Consider the following 20234-nt stretch of genomic DNA (forward strand, 5'->3'; position numbering starts at 1 on the left):
TTGAGTGCTTGTACGCTCTTCGATAGCTGCATTGTGAATAGAAAATATGACAAATAAGTTACAGTATTATGACGCTTTCATGATTTTTATAATGTTCATTGTCACATTTTTAAATCTATTTTATATCAATTATTTAAGATGATTTTATAAGTCCTTTGATATTTAGATTTAATGGGAAATATGACAAACGTTTAAAATAATAAAATTGTAATTATGCTTAAATTATAAAAACTTAAGTAATTTAATGAATTGATGCTACAAAATTATTTTATTGACACAATTCTCAATTTTTTACGTGTCACCTTTATTTTTAAAAAATTATTTCGCCCGAACATGTATTTTTAAAAAATTATTTCGCCCGAACATGAAAATATTATGACAAAACAAAAACGGTTACCTGCCTTATGTCAGATAACCGCAATATCACTGTAAATTTAGCTTATTAGTTTGATTGTACTTCCGGCATTGCGACCATTTTTTTACGATACTTAAAGAAATACATAATCGCTAAAACAGCAAGCCAGATTGGCCCCAAAATAACAGCGAGTCTCATATCTGGTGTCATCGCCATAATAATGAGAATGAAACATACAAAGCTAATAGTTAAATAATTACTCCATGGGCTCATAATGCTTTGGAATTTGGTTTGACGCTTTTGCAATTTCATTGCTTTGGTAAATTTCAAATGCGTGACTGAGATCATAAGCCAGTTAATAACAAGCGCAGCCACAACCAACATCATAAAGAGCTGAAAAGCTTGACCTGGAATTAAATAGTTGACCACTACACAGACGGCTGTAATTGAAGCAGAAACAACTGCTGCTGGAACTGGAATACCGCGGCTGTTTACTTTTTTCAAAATTGCCGGAGCATTACCCTGCTCTGCCAAACCATGCAACATACGACTATTACAATAGATACAACTGTTATAAACCGAAATAGCAGCAATCAAGACCACAAAGTTTAGAACGTTCGCAACACCATTACTATTGAGTGACTGGAAAATTAAGACAAACGGGCTACCGCCTTCTGCCACCATATTCCATGGATAAAGACATAAAAGAATACCAATTGCACCGATATAAAAAATCAGGATGCGATAAACAATCTGGTTTACTGCCTTTGGAATTGTTGTTTCAGGTTTTTTCGTTTCAGCCGCAGCAATACCGATAAGTTCTAGACCACCGAATGCAAACATAATGACAGCCAAAGCCATAATAAAGCCATGAATACCATGCGGGAAGAAACCACCGTGTTGCCATAAATTTGCAACACCCGCTTGCGGACCTGCTGAGCCTGAAAGTAAAAGATAAGCACCGAAGCCAATCATACTTAAAATCGCAACAATTTTAATGCAGGAAAATAAGAACTCCGATTCCCCAAAAAAGCGGACATTTACCAAGTTAATGCCGTTAATTAAAATAAAGAAAAATAGAGCGGTCAGCCATGTCGGAATTTCTGGCCACCAAAACTGAATAAAAGTACCAATCGCACTCAGTTCGGCCATACTTACCAGTACATACAAAACCCAGTAGTTCCAGCCAGACATAAAACCAGCCATTTTGCCCCAGTATTTGTTCGCAAAATAACTAAAAGAACCACTTACCGGTTCTTCAACAACCATTTCACCTAAATGACGCATAATCAAAAAGGCAATAATTCCTGCAATTGCATATCCCAATAAAATTGAAGGACCTGCCAGTTTAATTGTTTGTGATAGACCTAAGAATAACCCTGTTCCGATCGCCCCTCCGAGTGCGATGAGTTGAATATGCCGATTGGATAAGCCTTGTTTTAACTCGTGCTTATTATTTGCATCCATAACATTATCTCCAATGTTGGTGTCACTTCCTGTACACCTTTATCCAGCACCATATCCGAAGGCCAGAGACCGGCCTTCGGACATAAGTTGCTTTAGTATGAGTCCATTTAATTTTTGAGAAGACGTGTCCTATCTTCTATTTAAAAAGAGATTGCATCCTTACATTTAACTGGTTGGGAACGCTCCTTTAAAATTTCGTAGCCGCGATCACCGTAGTCAAAACGTGCAATCACAGAAGCAAATTTTTTCAAACTTACCGGCGCATCCATTGCTGGTAGTTTCAATTCAATGAAAGTTAACTGATCATTTTGCTGAACATTATCTAAAACGCTCTTCAGTTGGCCAGCAGTCTCAACCACGTAAGTGGTATGGCCTTTTTTACCGTTAAATACCGCTGGAATTTCGGTGTATTTCCAGTTTTGCACGTCGTTATAGGCAGCGTTTTCACCCATAATTAAACGTTCAATGGTGTAGCCGCCATTGTTCAACAAGAAAATAATTGGTTTTAAACCATGGCGGATAATCGTAGAGAGCTCTTGTACCGTAAGCTGGAATGAACCGTCACCAATAAACAAAATTTGACGACGCTCAGGAGCAGCTAACAAACTACCAAGCAAAGCTGGCAAGGTATAACCAATAGAACCCCAAAGCGGCTGAGCAATATATTTAGCTGTAGCAGGAAGTTTGATACCTGACAAAGCAGAGTTTGAGGTCCCTACTTCACCAATAATCACATCATCTTCTTTTAAGAACCCTGAAATGTAATTCCAAAGCACATCTTGACTAAGCTTCTGTTGAGCTGGCGCTTCAATTACTTTCTGAGGTTGTTTTTCAAGAAGAGGTATTGACGATTTACGTGGCGCAACTTTTTTATTTAGCTCGACAAGTAATTGTCCAATTTCAATACCCGGAAAATCCTGACCAAAAATATTTAAGCCATAAGATTTAATTTCGATGTAGTTCTTGGTCTCAATTTGATGCGTAAATACAGCTGAGCCTACATCGGTAAAGCGTGCGCCAACACCAATTAAACAGTCAGACTGTTCAATGATATTTTTCACATGCGGTTGGCTTGCCCCACCCACATAAGTGCCAATGTAGCGTGGTGAGCCTTCATCCATAATATTTTTTGCAGTATTCATACCTGCAAATGGAATTGAGCATTTTTGAGATAAATCATTTAAAAGTGAAGTTACACCAAACACTGAGGCTTCATTATCAATTAAAAGCGCTGGACTTTGAGCATTCTCAATAATGTCACAAAGTTTGCTTACCACACTTTGCAATAATTCAGGTTCAACAGCTGGATAGCTTAGGTCAAGCGGACGCTCAGACACTTCAATTTTAACGTGAGTAATATCACCAGGTAGTTGGATGTGTACAGGACGGCGTTCAAGGAAACACTGACGCAATACACGGTCAATTTCAGAAGCTGCATTTGCAGGAGTTAAACGAGTTTGGGCAACTGTGAACTCTTTCATACAGTTCATAATATTGTCGTAGTTACCATCAACTAACGTATGATGTATGAGAGTACCCTTTTGAACTGCATGTAAAGGTGGAATACCTGAGATATGAATAAGAGGTACATTTTCTGCATAGGCACCGGCAATACCATTAATAGCACTTAAGTCACCTACACCATAAGTGGTTGCCAAGGCAGAAAAACCGTTAATTCGTGCATAACCGTCTGCTGCATAGGCAGCATTTAATTCATTACAATTTCCAATAAATTCGAGTTGTGGGTCTGCTTCAACTTGTTCTAGATATGAGAGGTTAAAGTCACCAGGTACACCAAAAAGATGTTGGATACCCATTTGTTTTAGACGAAGATTTAAAAATTCACCAATTTCTATGAACATTGCTCTATATCCTTTGAGACCAATTTTTATTCCATAGAAAAATAATATTTCATCTATCTTTTAGATTTCGTGCATAATGAAAACGCATTTTAATAAAAATACATGATTTGTGTATCATAAAAGGATTTTATGCAATGGATAAGTTCGACTGGCAAATCATTCAGGCACTACAAAAGAATGGAAGACTCACCAATCAGGAAATTGGAGATTTAATCGGTTTATCTGCTTCTCAATGTTCAAGACGACGTCAATTGCTTGAACAAAAAGGCGTGATTCTCGGTTATACGGCACGCATCCAGCAACAGGCGCTAGGACTAGAAGTTACAGCGATGATTCACATAAACTTAAGAACACACGAGGCGAAATCACAGCAGGCTTTCCAAGAGCTGATTGAAGCTGAAGATAACATTCAGGATGCTTTTTCAATTAGTGGTGATGCTGATTTTATTTTAAAAGTCGTTGCTGAAAATTTAGAACAGCTTTCGCAATTTGTGACTGAAAGATTACTTTCTTATAATTTTATAGGGCACATAAAGTCTTACATTGTTCTGAAAAAAATTAAAGAACAGAATCATTTTTTAATCAAACCTAAAAGCATGAGCTATCATCACTCTCAATAAAGTAACTCAGCTTTTCACTCTTAAAAGTGAAAATAAAAAGGCGGATACTAAATCCGCCTTAAAACTAATCTTTAGACTTTACTGATGTGAACCGTTTGCCCGATCGTATTTTCAAGCAAACCTTCCAAACCAAACTCAGCGCCTAAGCCAGACATTTTCCAGCCTCCGAAAGGTGCATGAGGCAGTACTTCTGCATGGGTATTAATCCAAACTGTTCCACATTGAAGCTGTGTAGCATAGGTCTGTGCGGCTTTAAGATCAGAAGACCAGATTGAACCACCCAAACCAAACTCACTGTCATTAGCACGAGCAATAGCATCGTTGATATCGGTATATTTTAAAACAGGCAACACTGGACCAAATTGCTCTTCTTGCACCACACGGCAAGAATCAGAAACTTCAGTCAAAATAGTTGGCGCAATAAAGTAGCCCTGCTCTGGTAGCTGTTGTTGTCCAGAAAGTGCTTTTGCACCTTGTGCAATCGCTTCAGTAATCAGAGCTTTTACCTTGTTATATTGCATCTGGTTTTGTACTGGTCCAAATGTTGTAGAAGATGCCATACCATCCCCCACAACTTGAGCATTGGCAATATCAGCTAACTTTTGAGATAAAGCTTCATATTGGCTTTCATGCACATATAAACGCTTTAACGCCGCACATGTTTGACCAGCATTCAAGAACGCCATATTAAAAATCTTAGCAGCAATTTCATCGATATTTGCATCTGGTAATACAATACCAGCATCATTACCACCAAGCTCTAAAGTTAAGTGTTTTAGCTGCTGTGCTGCACCAGCCATAATATGCTGACCTGTTCGAGTTGATCCCGTAAACACGACTTTTTGCACATCTGGATGAGAAGATAATGCTTCACCAATCTCACCAGCACCAACCACAATTGAGATCACACCTGCCGGAACTTCTTGCTGAATGATTTCACATAAACGTAAAGTCGATAATGGTGTGTATTCCGAAGGTTTGCTAATGACAACGTTACCTGCACGTAAAGCAGGCATGATATGCCAAACTGCAATCATGAGTGGCCAGTTCCATGGCGTAATTGAAGCCACTACACCCAATGGTTGGCGATGGCGCTCAATACGCTTAGTTTCACTGTCTTCAATTACTTCTACCGGTAAATCCATAGAAGCCGCATAACGCGTCCAGCCAATTGCACCTTGCACTTCCATTTGTGCCAGTGCTAGTGGTTTACCTTGTTCAAGCACCACCAGCTCTGCAAGCATTTCAGCGTGCTTTTCAATACCGTCTGCAATCTTGTTTAAAATTGATTTACGCTCATCATGCGAGACAAGCTGCCAAGCTTTAGAAGCCTGTTTAGCTGCACTAACAGCTTGATTCACTTGTGCAACTGATGCTTTTGCACAACGTGCAGCAGTTAAGCCAGTAGCAGGGTTAATAATTTCCAGTTCACCTTGTTCACCTGAACAAAGTTGACCGCCAATAATAAGTTTAAATTCATTAAGCATATTCGCTTGTTGCATTTCTTCTTCCTTGTCTTAATTGTAATTACGACTTCTTACTTTATGCAAAATGGTTTAAAGCAAGTGCCGTATTGATATATCAATGCGACCAAAAAATCGGGAACATACCAATACAATAAGAAATTTGCTCACCATAAATCATGCATAATTATTTTTGTTTTTTGAAAATATGCATGTTTTGTGCATATACCCTTCTTCTGATACACACTTTTAATAAAAATAATATGTAATAAAAAAGCCCGGCAATAAACCGAGCTTTTTTGGGGTATTAACTCAATTAGTCGATTGGTGGTACGTAGTTACCAGAAGCAATCGCATCTTTAATGCGTTCAGCTTCAGCCAATACTTGAGCTAAAAGGTTCTTAACGTTGTCGACAGTTACTACAGGGCTTAATGTTGTCATCTTCAATGACTGTACATTACCAACTTTTGTTACACCGATATTTGCTTCACCACGTGCAAACAATTCATCTGCTACGTTTTGGTTCAAGCTATCGATAAACTCAACTGGGTAACCTTCCGGAACAACACGGAACAATACCGAAGCAAATTGTGGTTCAACTAAAAGCTCTAAACCATCAGTTGCCTTGATGTAATCTGCAACTTCACGAGTCAGTTTTACACCATGATCAATCATTGAACCATATAGCTCTTCGCCGAGTGATTCAATGGTCATCCACAATTTTAAAGCATCAAAACGACGAGTCGTTTGTAATGATTTAGACACAAGGTTAGGTACGCCATGCTCTTCATCATAAGCAGAGTTCAAGTACTCAGCTTCATAATGCATGAAACGATAGTTCGCTTCATCTTTTAACAAGAACGCGCCACAACTGATGCTTTGGAAGTAGTGCTTATGGAAGTCGAGAGTGATCGAATCAGATAGCTCAATACCATCAAGCATTGCACGATAGTCATTTGACAAGATCAGTGCACCGCCCCACGCAGCATCAATATGCATCCATGAACCATATTTATTGGTAATTTCACGGATTTTTTTCAATGGATCAATTGCACCAGCATCAGTTGTACCCGCTGTCGCAACGACACAAGCAACAACTTTACCTTCAGCTTGAAGATGCGCCATTGTTTTTTCAAGAGCATCAACATCCATCTGTGCATTTTCATTCACAGGAACAGTCACAACTGACTGGAAGCCCATGCCCATCATTGCCATGTTCTTTTGCACAGAGAAATGCGCATTTTCAGAACAAATGACTTTGACGTTTTTCATTGCTTCAGCTGGAATACCATCACGCTGTACAGACCATGGGTTACCATTTTCGTCTTTCCAGTTTTTCGCAATGCACCAGTCACGAGCAAGTAACACACCCATCAAGTTAGATTGAGTACCGCCAGAAGTGAAAACACCAGCCTGACCAGAACCATAACCTACTTTTTGACGCAACCAATCAATAAGCTGAACTTCCATTAATGAACCTGCCGGGCTTTGATCCCATGAGTCCATAGACTGGTTAGTTGCATTGATTAACACTTCCGCGATCTGGCTCATCACCATGGTTGGGCAGTGTAAATGTGCTAATGAGTGTGGATGGTGTACTTTCAAGCTTTTATTCAAGAAAAGCTCAATCATACGTTGAAGAGATTGTTGTACACCCATACCTTCTTTTGAAGGTTGGAAAGAAATTGCTGAACGCAACTCTTTAATGCTACCGCCTGTGTACATTTTTTCATTTTGCAACCATGCTGAAACGGCTTTTACCGCTTCGCCCATTGCTGACTCATAGTCAGCAATGGATTGTGCATCATTGCAGAGTAACGCTTTACGATGTTCTGCAAAATCCACCATACTTACGCGCCTCGCACTGCAACCAATGCTTCTGCAACTGCTTTCTTAAAGCGAGCAATTACTTCTACACACTCTTCTTGAGTAATGATGAGTGGGCAAAGTAAACGAATTACTGTACCGTTACGACCACCTTTTTCAAGCAATAACTTGTTGTTAAAGCAAGCAGTCTGGATCGCAGCCGCTAACTGAGAGTCAGCAGGGTGAGAACCGATACGGTCAGCAGGTTTACGCTCGTCAACGATTTCAACACCAATCATTAAACCGCGGCCACGTACGTTACCGATACATGGGAATTCAGTAGCGAATTTTTTCAATTCAGCTTGTAAGAATTCACCACGCTCTTGTGCATTTTGAGCAAGGTTTTGTTCCTTGATCGTTTCTAATACAACAAGACCTGTACCCATAGCAAGTTGGTTACCACGGAAAGTACCAGTATGACCAGCAGGCTGCCAAGCATCAAATTTACGCTTAATACCTAATACTGCAAGTGGTAAACCACCACCTACTGCTTTAGACATTACAACGACATCAGGTTCAATACCGGCATGTTCAAATGCAAACATTTTGCCTGAACGAGCAAAGCCTGCTTGAACTTCGTCTAAAATTAAAACGATGTTGTGCTTTTCAGTCACTTCACGGATTTTTTGCAACCATTTTACTGGAGCTGTAACAACACCGCCTTCACCTTGAATTGCTTCAAGAATAACAGCAGCTGGCTTAGTTACACCGCTTTCAACATCTTCAATAAAGTTTTCGAAATAGTAAGTTAAAGCGTCAACACCAGCTTCACCACCTAAACCAAGTGGGCAGCGATATTCATGCGGATATGGCATGAATTGTACGCCTGGCATTAAGCCATTCACTGCATTTTTTGCACTTAAGTTACCAGTCATTGCAAGTGAACCATGAGTCATACCATGGTAACCACCAGAGAAACTGATCACTGAGCTACGGCCAGTGTAAGTTTTAGCAAGTTTAATTGCTGCCTCAGTCGCATCTGCACCAGAAGGACCACAGAACTGTAAGCAATATTCTTCTTTACCACCTGGTAAATATGCTAACAACGCTTCAGTAAACGCATCTTTTAAAGGTGTGGTTAAGTCTAAAGTATGCAATGGCAAACCACTTGCCAATGTGTCTTGAATACTTTGAATCACCGCAGGATGATTATGACCTAAAGCCAATGTACCTGCCCCAGCTAAACAATCAAGGTACTGTGTACCTTCAACATCAGTAACCCAGCAACCTTGTGCTTTCGCTATCGCTAACGGTAATTTACGTGGATAGCTACGAACATTCGATTCCATTTGACTTTGGCGAGTCAAATAATATTCGTTGGTAGCATTAGTGGCAGGGTTGACAGAAGTAACGCTCATATCGGATTACCATCTCTGATAAGGGTAGAAAGAAATAAGTCTGGTGACTTTTGGTCCTTTGACTCGGTGCTTTATAGAACTAGCGAAGACACATATTTTATATCTTGTAACTAGGAGCGCGATGATACCTAATTTTGCAAGAAAAAAAACGTCTTTTGTGTACTTTACTCATCTAATCTTATTGAAAAATTGTATTATCCCAATAGTTATGATGAATTATCATCATACTATGTGACAACCTAAAGAAAATATTCTTTTTTTATATTCGTGTGATTTTTTAAGTTACATTGAAACACTTTAATTCTAAGTTTTTTATTTTTAAAGAATTTTATTCTTACCAAAAATTAAAAAACTTGATTTAAATATTACAAATACCCCACAAAATCTGCAAAAGTTATGCATAACTTATGTTTAACATTTCTTAATGAAAAAAATTAAATTTATATTAATTTTTAAAGGATAAATTTATGCGTACTTTAGCAATATCTACTCTTCTCCTTGGTACGGTACTCAGCCCTATGGTTTTTGCCCAAGATGATAATGCCCTTCACTACAATATTGTAAATGTTCAAGCAGAAGCTTCTCGCCAAGTTTCAAACGATGAAATGCATGCAACTTTATATATTGAAAAAAGCAATAAGCAGCCTGCAGAGCTTTCAAATCAAATTAACCAGTTAATGAACCAAGCACTCGCGACTTCGCGTAAATACCCACAAGTGAAAGTGGAAACTGGTGCTCAAAGCACTTATCCAATTTATGACAATGACAGTAATAAATTAAAAGAATGGCGTGGCCGCGCGGAAATTCGTCTAGAAAGTAAAGATTTCAAAGCTGCTAGCCAATTAATTAATGAGTTACAACAAAGCTTTCAAACTCAATCCATTAATTTTAGCGTTTCAGATGAGCAACGTAAAAAAGTTGAGAATGAATTGATGGTAGAAGCATCTAAAAACTTTCAACAGCGTGCGCAAATGTTGACTCAAGCATGGAATAAAAGCCAATATTCTTTGATCACTCTAAACCTGAACACGAATAATTATTTTCCTCAACCTGTAATGCGTGCCAGCCTAGCTAAGTTCGCTGCTGCTGAAGCGGCACCAGCTCAAGATATGGCTGCTGGTGAGTCTAAAATTACTGTAAATGCAAACGGTTCAATCCAGTTTAAATAATTCATTTTTCAATCTAAAACCGCATTCTTCATGCGGTTTTTTTATTGCTCGCTATTAATGTTCTAAACGCAAATCCTGTAATGAATTCCAAGCTGCTTTTGCCAGAATTTCTCTATAGTCTTTAGGGTCAGATTTTACACGTTGTGATAACCACGCACGACAATAGCTCTCTGTAGAACCAATCACTAATGAAAGCAAAAGTTCATGTGGAATTAAACTAAATGCTTTAAATTCTTCAAAGTTTGAAATCAAGCTAAATATCTTTTGGTTTCTACTCTTATTTTTTTGTGTAAGTTGTTGCTGTTCCTCCCCCTCTATAATGTTAAAACGCGCAGTAATTAAGAATTTTGCAAATTCCGGTTGCTCACTTACCCAGTCCACATAACTATAAATTAGAGCTTCTACAACATCTTTTAATGTTTTGGACTGTTTTAAATATTCATCTCTCAGAGCTGTTTGATCATCTAAAGATGAAAAAAATAAGGCCGCAACTATACCCTCTTTATTTTTAAAATGATGATAAATCGCCCCAACGCTACTTTCTGATTTGGCACGAATCATTTCAATACTAGTCGTTTCAATGCCCTGCTCTAAAAAACAATCTAAAGCATCTAATAATATTTGTCGTTTTAAAGCAGCTCTTCTTCCAGGATATAAGCGTTCTAATAAATTTTGAGCAGATACCATTTTGTATTCTCTGACCAGTCATCGGAGATATTTTGAATGACTTGACGCATATTTGTAAACAGAACTATATTCTTAAACAGAATAATATTCTGTATTTTTAAAATTAAAGGAAGTCAAATTATGGCAACCACATTAGAGCTCTGGAATAAAGTAACTGCTTTTCCTAAAGGCAAGTGGACTTTCTCTCGTATGCTGTGCTTAAAAGCACCTTATTTCGGCAGTATTTCCCCTCTTTTTATTGAGTTAAAACCGAATTATTGCGAAATTTCTATTAAGAAGAAGCGTTCTGTGCTTAACCACATTGGAACAGTCCATGCGATTGCGATGTGTAATATGGCTGAACTGGCGGGTGGAACAATGACAGAAGTTACTGTCCCATCTACCCATCGCTGGATTCCAAAAGGAATGACTGTTGAATATTTAAAAAAAGCTGAAACAGACTTAATTGCAATTGCTACACCAGTAGAAGCTGATTATAACTGGGAAAAAGCTGGAGAATATTTAGTCAACGTAGATATTTACGACACTCACAAAGATAAAGTATTTCATGCCACAATTACCATGTGGATTTCTAAAAAGAAATAAAAAAAGCCCTGAATTCTCAGGGCTCTTTTATCTTATTTTTTAAATGGGAACGCATATTTCACAATACGTCCAACCACTTGTCCAAACTGCTTAACAAAGCTGGCATTGTTATAGTTCAAGCCATATTTCTTACAAACCGCCTCAACTTTTGGAGCCATTTGGCGATAACGACGAGCAGGAATATCTGGGAATAAGTGATGTTCAATTTGATGACTTAAGTGACCAGACAAAATATGGAATGCTTCTGAACCTGTTAAGTTAGAAGAACCACGGATTTGGCGCATATACCAGTGTCCACGGCTTTCTTCTTGTAAAACAGATTTTGGAAACACTTCTGCATCTTTCGTGAAATGACCACAGAAAATAATACTAAAGGTCCAGATATTACGAAGGCCATTTGCAACTAAGTTACCTGTAAATACTGGTAGTGCTGCTGGCCCTGCAATAAGTGGGAAGAAAACATAATCTTTAAAGAGTTGCTTGCCAATCTTTTTATTAACCGGTTTTAGCTCTTCTAAAAATTGTGCCTTAGTTTTACGCTTGTAAAGTACACGCCCAATTTCAAGATTCTGAATTGCTACACCCCACTGGAACAATAAGCAAAATGGAATACTGTAAATAGGCTGCAATAAGAACCCTGGCTTCCAACGTTGTTCAGGGAATAAGCGAAGTAAGCCATAACCAATGTCATCATCAATACCTTTAATATTGGTATAAGTATGATGTTTATAGTTATGGGTTTGACGCCAGTTATCAGAGGTACCTACAGTATCCCATTCATAAGTTTGACCATTAAATTTCGGGTCATTCATCCAGTCATATTGACCGTGCATAACATTATGGCCGAGCTCCATGTTCTCCATAATTTTAGAGAAACCTAATAAACCCGTACCTAAAATCCACGCCGGCGGGAACCAACCTGCAAATAAACAAGCCCGGCCTAAAAAGCTACTATAACGAATAGCAGCATAGACACGGCGAATATATTTAGCGTCTTTTTCACCCAAATCATCCAATACTTCTTGTTTGATCTGATCAAGCTCTTTTGCAAATGCTTCAAGTTCTGCTGGAGTCAAATCTCGATTTTTAGGATTTTTAAAATATTCGACTTTCACTGGCATATTCATAAGAGTTCTCTCTTAAAGATCAATAACTAGATCGGATTGTGCTGAGTTCACACAAATTTTAAGTAATTGGCTTGGTTCCGTATTTTGGCTACCGTTTAGTAAATTACGTGTAGAACCTTGCGTTTTACTACAAACACATTTATTACAAATTCCCATACGACAGCCATGTGTCGGCTTAAGGCCTTCATGCTCAAGGCTGACCAAAATGGATTGGCCTTTAGGAATTGCAATCACTTTATTAGACTGGGTTAATGTGACATTCACATAACCAATGTCATCCGCAGAACTTTCATTAGTTAAACTAAATGCTTCAGTAAGTACAGTTGGTGCTTTTTCAAAAAGCTGTTCAACAGTTGAAACAAAACCCGATGGACCACATGCATAAACTGTGCTGTTTTCAATACCATCAACCAGTGCAAGATGTTCGGCATTTAAACGTTCATCATTTGGTGTTTCTTGTGTGTAAAACACCTGATAGCTAAAGTTTGGGTTTTGTTCAGCCACTTGTTCAAAGTACTCTGTAAAAGCAGCATCAGAACGCTGTTTGACCCAATATAAAAGCTGAACCTGCGTTTTTTCTAACTGTTGGCTTTGCTTAATTGCTGTGATTAAGCTCAACATTGGTGTAATACCACTACCAGCAGCTAACATAATTAATTTCGGTGTCTGAATGTTTTGTTGCATGTCCCCATAAGGCTGCCCAAGCTCAAAAACATCACCAATTTTACTTTCTGCAATAAACCAGTTACTGACAATACCATCAGCAACTTTTTTAACTGTTAAACGTAAGTGCTCTGCATCAATTTGCGTCAAGCTATAAGTACGTTCATAGCGACGGCCCGCAATTTCAACAATCACTGGATGATGTTGACCTGCCGCGCCCATTTTCACCAAGCGGTTGCATTTTAATGTCAGGCTCACAGTGTCATGAGCTACGAATTCTTTTTTTACAATTTGAACTAGTCCATGCTGCACAGACCATAAAGGATTTATTTTTTGTAGCCAGAAGTTCGCCATATTTTTGTCAAATACAGCTTGTGTTAATGAATTGAATAGAGAATTTCTCTTTTCGATTGCTTGCATAACTGAGGGCTCTGTCGCTCTTTTTAATTATTATACACATGTATATATATTTGTATATACACTCGTACTTTTAATTACAATTTCACAAGTTCCCTGTCTAACGCTATAATCCAGACAGTTTAAGAATATATTGAAAAACATGACCCAAACCTCACTTTCTCAGAGCCCAAATGACACAACCTCATCACAAGATGTCATTGAAATAAAAACAGTAACGCGTTCTGTTGGAAGAAAAGCGACGATTACGAAAGAAGAACTTTTTCAGGCAGCTCTTAACCTGATTGGTCCACAAAAAAGTATTGCCTCACTCAGCTTACGAGAAGTTGCAAGAGAAGCTGGTATTGCCCCAAATAGTTTTTATCGTCACTTTAAAGACATTGATGAATTAGCTATTTCACTCATTGACCGTGCCGGTATCGTATTACGTAAAATTATTCGTCAAGCTCGCCTTCGTGCATCTTTGCAAGACAGCATTATTCGTAGTTCTGTAGAAATTTTTCTGCAACAGCTCGATGCTGATGAAGGTAATTTAAGTTTATTGTTGCGAGAAGGTTTTACAGGTTCCGCCTCTTATAAAGCTGCTGTAGATCGACAGCTCAACTTCTTTCAGCAAGAGCTACAAGAAGACTTAATTCGCTTAGAACGCCTCAATAACAATCATCTATATCACCCTGAACTTGTTGCAAAAGCAATTACACAACTTGTTTTTCACATGGGTGCCAAAGTGATTGACCTTCCTATTGATCAGCGTGCGGAAGTCGCAGAACAAACAATGATTATGATCAGAATGATTTTAGAAGGTGCTCGTCATCTAGACGAAGCAAAAATAAGATAGATTCCACATAAAATGGTTTGTGATTTTACAAGCCATTTTTTATACACCTGTGCCTGCTGATTAATAAAAATATAAACCATAGATTGAAGCAGCTTAGATGCAAGAGTATAAGTAAATAATTCTAGCAATACATATCAATACTTCCCCACGTTATTCAGGGATTCACATGCAAAGTTTGAGTAATCGTCAAAGCCTGATTGCAAGCTATATTCTGATGGGCATTTTTTTGCTTTCGGTTATCCCCTTGCATCTCTTAGCAAGTTTTTTTGCAGGCTTTCTCATTTATGAAATTATTATTAGTTTAAGCTCTATTGTTGAACGTTATATTGATGGTCAAAGAGCCCGCATTTTTATTAGTATTTTATTAAGTATTATTACTATTTCTCTTCTTGCCTTTTTCATTACAAGTTTAATTAGCTTTGTAGTTTATGATTTAAAAGGAGTCGGTTTACATAGTATTAACGGTAAAGTCGACCAAACACTACTGCACTTACAAGCGGAGATTGGGAAATATTTACCGGGCTATATTCCAGATAGCGTTACAGAACTGAAAGATGAAATATTCGCGTTTATGAAAGATAACGTGACTACATTAAAAAATGCCAGTTCCGATATTTTGCATAATCTTGTGACTATGGTGATGGGTCTTATTATCGGTATATTGGTTGCTATTCACGGCTTTCACCGACGTACACCCCAACCTGTTTTCAAATCCTTACTGATTCAACGTATTCAAAAATTATCAATTTCTTTTAGAAATGTGGTTTTTGCACAAATTAAAATTTCAGCGATTAATACGCTGCTCTTTATATTATTTGCTTTTGTCCTATTGCCGATCTGGGGTGTTCACCTACCTTTCGCCAAAACCTTAACCATTCTTACCTTTATGTTTGGCTTAATTCCAATTTTAGGGAATTTAATTTCAAATACTTTAACTTTTATTGCGGCTCTTACAATTTCACTCGGTCTAGCAGGTGTTGCGCTACTCTACCTCGTATTAGTTCACAAGTTAGAATACTTTATTAATGCCAAAATTATTGGTCATAAAATTAATGCCAATGCATGGGAAATTTTATTGGCTATGTTAATTTTCGAGTCAATCTTTGGCTTAAGTGGCTTAATTGCAGCACCGATTTTTTATGCTTATTTAAAACTAGAATTAAAAGATGCCAGATTGATTTAACTAAAATTTACTCAATAAAAAAAGCGCCTGTGTGGCGCTTTTTTTATTACTCATTGCTTATGGTTTGACTACTACAAGCACTTGAATCGCTTCAGGGGTTACGGTTAAGCCATCAAGCAAGCTTAAACCTTCTTTTTGCAACTTCTGTAAGCGCTCAATTTCGTCTTGGCGAATGCTCGGGTTGAACTGTTTTAAGTAAGTTAAACGATCAATCTCATATTGCCATTTATTACCATAATGCTCTTTTGCTTGCTGTTGAAGCTGAGGTAAACCTTCTTTAGCAATATCAAGCGCTTGTTTATAACGCTCTTCAATCACTTCACGGCGGGCTTTAACCACTTGGCGGCAGCTATTGCCATCTAAGTGATGCAAATACGGTTTTAAAATGGTTGGATCAATCTTTTCAGATAAGTCCTGACCATTTTCACTTAACAATACGCGAATAAGTTGTTTTGGTAAGCTTGATGGCAAGTTCAAGGATTTTGGTGCCACCACATCAACTTTAAACCAGACTTCAAGTAAAACCGAACCTTGCTTTAATGCATTGGACTTAAGCACAGCAACATTGGTACTACCAAATGATTGTGTACGGATCATTTCCATGACACTTTCAATAAATGGATGTTCTAAAGTTAGATATTGAGCGTCTTCACGCATTTGCGCTTGGTCACGATAGAAAGTCGCAGTCATACCTTCTTCATCTAATGCCAAACCTTGCACTTGCATCTGGTCGGTTGGACGAATAATGACTGTACCGTTACTTTGCTCATCAAAGTCAATATTAGTTGAAGACATGAAACGCTTCACAAACATAGGGAGCGTTGTGTTGTCATCATAGTCTTCTAACGCTTGAACAATTTCTTGTGCAACGATAGGACGACATGAGTTGTACTCAAGCAGACGATCTCGACCAGCTTGTAACTCTGCTTCTAAAGCTTGGCGTTGAATATTAACTTCTTCGAGTAAATCTTCAAATGTTTGACCTTGGTCGGCAAGCAAGCAATCTTTTAATTCAACAATAAAGTTTTCTTGTAGCGTTTGAGCTGTTGGAGAAATATTGCTGAAAATATTTAATGCTTCATTATACCAACGGAACATACGCTCTTGAGCGGTGCCCATTAAGTAAGGTACATGAATCTGGATACGGTTTTCTTGACCAATACGGTCTAAACGACCAATACGTTGTTCTAAAACGTCAGGGTTTGCAGGCAAATCAAATAAAATTAAATCACTCGCAAACTGGAAGTTTCGGCCTTCTGAACCAATTTCTGAACAAAGTAAGATTTGAGCACCGTAGCTTTCTTCTGCAAAGTAAGCAGCCGCTTGGTCACGCTCAAGCAAACTCATACCTTCATGGAACATAGCTGTGCGAATACCTGCATGCAAACGAAGCGCACTTTCTAAAGACTCGACAACAGGACCACTACGGGCAATTAAAAGAACTTTTTTATGCTTAAGTTCTTTACGTAGAATTTCCATTAACCACGGTACACGCGGATCATTTTGCATCCATGAGCCATCAATTTGTGCTTCTTCTGGCCACATTTGCTCGCGTAATTTACCGTCTTTTGACCAATCTGCTGGCGCAGGTAAAGGCGCAGGTTGGCAATCACGGCCAGGGAAGCCTTGAATCGCTTCACGCGTATTACGGAATAAAATACGACCTGTGCCGTGACGGTCTAACAACTCATGAATCGCTCTGAAACGTTGCTCAGGTTGGTCTTCAATTGAATGACCTAACAAACCTTCTAAAGCAGATAAATGCTCTTGAGTTAAAGGTTCATCCGACATAAGCACTTCTGCAACTTGCGCAGTTTGCTGATATTGAGCTTCTTCATCCAAGAAACGCTCTAAACTACTAAAGCGCTGTGGATCTAACAAACGTAAGCGCGCAAAGTGGCTTTCTACACCCAGCTGTTCAGGCGTTGCAGTAAGCAACAATACACCTGCCGTATTTTCAGCAAGCTCTTCAACCAAGTCGTAACGATCGTTACCACCCTCTTCTTCACTCCACATCAAGTGATGTGCTTCGTCGACGACGAGTAAATCGAAACCAGCTTCTAATGCTTGCTCACGCAAATCGTCATGGTCCACCATCAAGTCGACGCTGGCAATAATGCATTGCTCAGTTAAGAACGGGTTAAGTTCTGGATCATGTTCTTTAATAGATGCGGTACGGGTTAAATCAAACAGAGAAAATTGCAAATTGAAACGGCGTCGCATTTCAATCATCCACTGATACTGAAGAGAATCAGGGACTAAAATCAGGATACGTTCAGAACGGCCGGTTTTAAGCTGTTGGTGGATAATTAAACCAGCTTCAATTGTTTTACCTAAACCTACTTCATCAGCAAGTAAAACACGTGGTGCGAAACGTTTACCGACTTCATGTGCAATATAAAGCTGATGCGGAATTAAACCTACACGCGCCCCAACCAAGCCGCGTAATGGGCTGGTTTGCATTTGCGCCTGCATCAGCATTGCTTCAATGCGTAGGTCATACCACTCTTTATAATCAATCTGGCTTGCGAGCAAACGATCTAAAGGTTTTGATAATTGAATTTGTGCACCAATACGTGTTTCGTTTAGCGCTTTACGTTCTTGCTCGCCATTTTCTAAAGTACGAACCACGTTATAACGCAAAACACCATGACGGTCTTCAACCGACTCAACAATCCACTTCTGACCTTCTTGGTCTTGAACCTCATCATTTGTGTTAAAGATGATGCGAGAAAGCGGTGCATTGTTACGTGCATAAACACGCGTTTCATCACTTTTGGGGAATAAAATGCTGACAGATCTTTCATCTACATCAATAAGAACGCCTAAACCGAGCTCAGTCTCTGTATCTGATAGCCAACGTTGACCAATAGCATACTGCTGCAATTTTTCCACCTTTTTCTCAAGTTCGCACTACATATTGTACGATGCAAAGTAGCTTATTTTTGCATCTTTTTATGTAGTCTTTAAAGCAAAATTTTGCAGCAGAAACCAATTAAATTGTTTCGCTACAAAAATTACTCATTGAAAGTTTTTACATTAAAACGGTACAGGACAGTTAAAAGTTAATGATTCCCCTGTGACAGGATGATTAAAGCTTAACTGTTTAGCATGCAAGCACAGACGAGGAACAAGTAATTGTTCCGGTGTTGCATACAATGTATCACCTACAATTGGATGTCCCAGATATTGCATGTGTACACGGAGTTGATGAGAACGACCGGTAATCGGTGTTAATTTGACACGCGTAACCGGTTGTCCTTGAATCTGGAAATGTTCAATTGCCTGCCAATGTGTTAAAGCAGGTTTGTTATGAGAAGCATCGACAATATGTAAAGGTGGTCGACTCGGGTCATAGACGACAGGGATATCCACTGTCCCTTCACCCTCTAAATGACCAGCAACTAGCGCTTCATATATTTTCGAAGTTTGACGGTCTTGAAATTGGCGTGCAATCGCACTCTGTCCACGCTTAGATAACCCAAAAACCAAAATACCCGAAGTATCACGGTCAAGGCGGTGAATGAGCAAAGTTCGTGGTTCAATTGCCACCAGTCTTGTCAAAACGCTGTCATGTAAATCACCTTTCCCTGGCACACTCAAGATGTCCGAAGGTTTATGAATCACCATAAAATCATCATCACGATAGATCAGATGTTCACTTAGAAAATCACTCAAAGTTGTATTCCCAAGGCAAGATGAAAAACAAGCGGGCAATAATAAAAAGCTTACGTCCGAATTACAATGCCGTTCGGGTAAATTAACGACAGAATTTGCAAATATTATGAATCACATTACGGCTAAAGCCGATTAGCGCTTCAATAACTGCATAATATGTTGCAATGTAGGAGTTTGCATCAACTCATCAACAGTTAGGCTCGCACCATTAGCACGCCATAATTCCACCAAATAATTGACTCCCGAAGCGTCTAGACCATAGTTTCTTAAATCTATTTCGGGATGAATTTCCATTGGATGTCGCGCTATCTGTTCAGCAACTGCCAATAAAATTCCTTTATCAGACAACACCTGTAATGACGGTGCACTTAAAGACCATAAGCGCATTAAAGTCTGCGTGTTTATATGTTGAATATGGTCAAAACTTATTTTTTCAATCCATTGTATATGCTGCTCTAAACTACTCGCCAATATTGCATCATTTACAACAGCTACATAATCGGTAATGGATAAAACAAGCTGCATGACTTGCTTAAATAGCGGTGATAAATTCCCCGCCATAATTACCTGTGCCTGAGTGTTTGATGACAAGTGCTGCCCAAGCTGTAACATGGCCTGTTGAAGTTGAGATGACTGAATCATCATGACCGGAATTTCGAGTGCTTGTGCTCTTTTACTTAGCATTTCTAAATGATCGACTAATGGCTGATGCGCCCAATCAGATATATTTTCAAGATCATCTAGCCCGACTAGGAGCAATATGCTTCGCGTAGATTCAATAGGCCAATTTGAAGTACTTGCGGCTAACTGGATTTTTCGAGGTAAGGGATAAAACATTGTTCTCTACAAATAAAAAATAGCTCAAATTAAAAAGCCCGTTTAAAACGGGCTTTTT

At 38.7% G+C, this 20234-nt stretch carries 16 protein-coding genes; 5 read left to right on the top strand and 11 right to left on the bottom strand.

Features of this window, described 5'->3' with window-relative positions:
- Positions 1-442 precede the first annotated feature (442 nt).
- Both R5R67_RS07330 and R5R67_RS07335 read right to left on the bottom strand, forming a co-directional pair.
- Positions 443-1822 (bottom strand): amino acid permease, encoded by a 1380-nt coding sequence (locus R5R67_RS07330; RefSeq protein WP_000339848.1) that lies wholly within the window; start codon positions 1820-1822, stop codon positions 443-445.
- 140 nt (positions 1823-1962) lie between these two features.
- On the bottom strand, positions 1963-3684 hold the full coding sequence (locus R5R67_RS07335) for an alpha-keto acid decarboxylase family protein (protein ID WP_000469459.1): 1722 nt from the start codon (positions 3682-3684) through the stop codon (positions 1963-1965).
- A 134-nt stretch (positions 3685-3818) separates the two neighbouring features.
- Here R5R67_RS07335 and R5R67_RS07340 point away from each other — a divergent pair, with 134 nt between their 5' ends.
- Complete coding sequence (locus R5R67_RS07340; protein ID WP_000357090.1) at positions 3819-4304, top strand: Lrp/AsnC family transcriptional regulator; 486 nt, start codon at positions 3819-3821, stop codon at positions 4302-4304.
- Between the two features lie 71 nt (positions 4305-4375).
- Here R5R67_RS07340 and R5R67_RS07345 read toward each other — a convergent pair whose 3' ends face one another.
- The 3 genes from R5R67_RS07345 to R5R67_RS07355 form a co-directional block, all read right to left on the bottom strand.
- Positions 4376-5806 carry an aldehyde dehydrogenase family protein gene (locus R5R67_RS07345; RefSeq protein ID WP_001183486.1) on the bottom strand — a complete coding sequence of 477 codons (1431 nt, stop codon included), beginning with the start codon at positions 5804-5806 and terminating at the stop codon, positions 4376-4378.
- Positions 5807-6083: 277 nt separating this feature from the next.
- Positions 6084-7616 carry a pyridoxal phosphate-dependent decarboxylase family protein gene (locus tag R5R67_RS07350; protein WP_000227387.1) on the bottom strand — a complete coding sequence of 511 codons (1533 nt, stop codon included), beginning with the start codon at positions 7614-7616 and terminating at the stop codon, positions 6084-6086.
- A gap of 2 nt (positions 7617-7618) precedes the next feature.
- Positions 7619-8992: a diaminobutyrate--2-oxoglutarate transaminase gene (locus R5R67_RS07355; protein ID WP_000117539.1), complete on the bottom strand. Its 1374-nt coding sequence runs from the start codon at positions 8990-8992 to the stop codon at positions 7619-7621.
- 467 nt (positions 8993-9459) lie between these two features.
- Here R5R67_RS07355 and R5R67_RS07360 point away from each other — a divergent pair, with 467 nt between their 5' ends.
- Positions 9460-10161 carry an SIMPL domain-containing protein gene (locus R5R67_RS07360; protein WP_001259422.1) on the top strand — a complete coding sequence of 234 codons (702 nt, stop codon included), beginning with the start codon at positions 9460-9462 and terminating at the stop codon, positions 10159-10161.
- Between the two features lie 54 nt (positions 10162-10215).
- On the opposite strand, the gene R5R67_RS07365 is transcribed toward R5R67_RS07360, so the two are convergent.
- Positions 10216-10848: a TetR/AcrR family transcriptional regulator gene (locus R5R67_RS07365; RefSeq protein ID WP_000253007.1), complete on the bottom strand. Its 633-nt coding sequence runs from the start codon at positions 10846-10848 to the stop codon at positions 10216-10218.
- Between the two features lie 120 nt (positions 10849-10968).
- Between R5R67_RS07365 and R5R67_RS07370 the strand changes: the two genes are divergently transcribed.
- Positions 10969-11433, top strand: coding sequence for a hotdog fold domain-containing protein (locus tag R5R67_RS07370; protein ID WP_000246244.1), 465 nt, complete (start codon positions 10969-10971; stop codon positions 11431-11433).
- A 32-nt stretch (positions 11434-11465) separates the two neighbouring features.
- Here the strand turns inward: R5R67_RS07370 and R5R67_RS07375 are convergent, their stop codons facing one another.
- Complete coding sequence (locus R5R67_RS07375) at positions 11466-12560, bottom strand: fatty acid desaturase family protein (protein WP_001057073.1); 1095 nt, start codon at positions 12558-12560, stop codon at positions 11466-11468.
- Positions 12561-12572: 12 nt separating this feature from the next.
- Positions 12573-13643, bottom strand: a complete 1071-nt coding sequence (locus tag R5R67_RS07380; RefSeq protein ID WP_001147894.1) for a ferredoxin reductase — start codon at positions 13641-13643, stop codon at positions 12573-12575.
- A gap of 139 nt (positions 13644-13782) precedes the next feature.
- On the opposite strand from R5R67_RS07380, the gene fabR reads away from it, so the two are divergent.
- Both fabR and R5R67_RS07390 read left to right on the top strand, forming a co-directional pair.
- Positions 13783-14478, top strand: a complete 696-nt coding sequence (gene fabR / locus R5R67_RS07385; RefSeq protein ID WP_000195202.1) for an HTH-type transcriptional repressor FabR — start codon at positions 13783-13785, stop codon at positions 14476-14478.
- A 166-nt stretch (positions 14479-14644) separates the two neighbouring features.
- A complete protein-coding gene (locus tag R5R67_RS07390) occupies positions 14645-15661 on the top strand; it encodes an AI-2E family transporter (protein ID WP_001191208.1) in 1017 nt (338 codons plus the stop codon).
- Between the two features lie 57 nt (positions 15662-15718).
- Here the strand turns inward: R5R67_RS07390 and rapA are convergent, their stop codons facing one another.
- The 3 genes from rapA to R5R67_RS07405 all read right to left on the bottom strand — a co-directional run bounded on the left by rapA (position 15719) and on the right by R5R67_RS07405 (position 20176).
- Complete coding sequence (gene rapA, locus R5R67_RS07395) at positions 15719-18556, bottom strand: RNA polymerase-associated protein RapA (RefSeq protein ID WP_000413576.1); 2838 nt, start codon at positions 18554-18556, stop codon at positions 15719-15721.
- Positions 18557-18700: 144 nt separating this feature from the next.
- Positions 18701-19339 carry an RluA family pseudouridine synthase gene (locus R5R67_RS07400; protein ID WP_001279315.1) on the bottom strand — a complete coding sequence of 213 codons (639 nt, stop codon included), beginning with the start codon at positions 19337-19339 and terminating at the stop codon, positions 18701-18703.
- A 132-nt stretch (positions 19340-19471) separates the two neighbouring features.
- On the bottom strand, positions 19472-20176 hold the full coding sequence (locus R5R67_RS07405) for a hypothetical protein (RefSeq protein WP_000499863.1): 705 nt from the start codon (positions 20174-20176) through the stop codon (positions 19472-19474).
- Positions 20177-20234: the final 58 nt, after the last annotated feature.

It is taken from the genome of Acinetobacter sp. OYA S30 (assembly GCF_033599315.1).
GTDB classification, from domain to species: domain Bacteria; phylum Pseudomonadota; class Gammaproteobacteria; order Pseudomonadales; family Moraxellaceae; genus Acinetobacter; species Acinetobacter baumannii.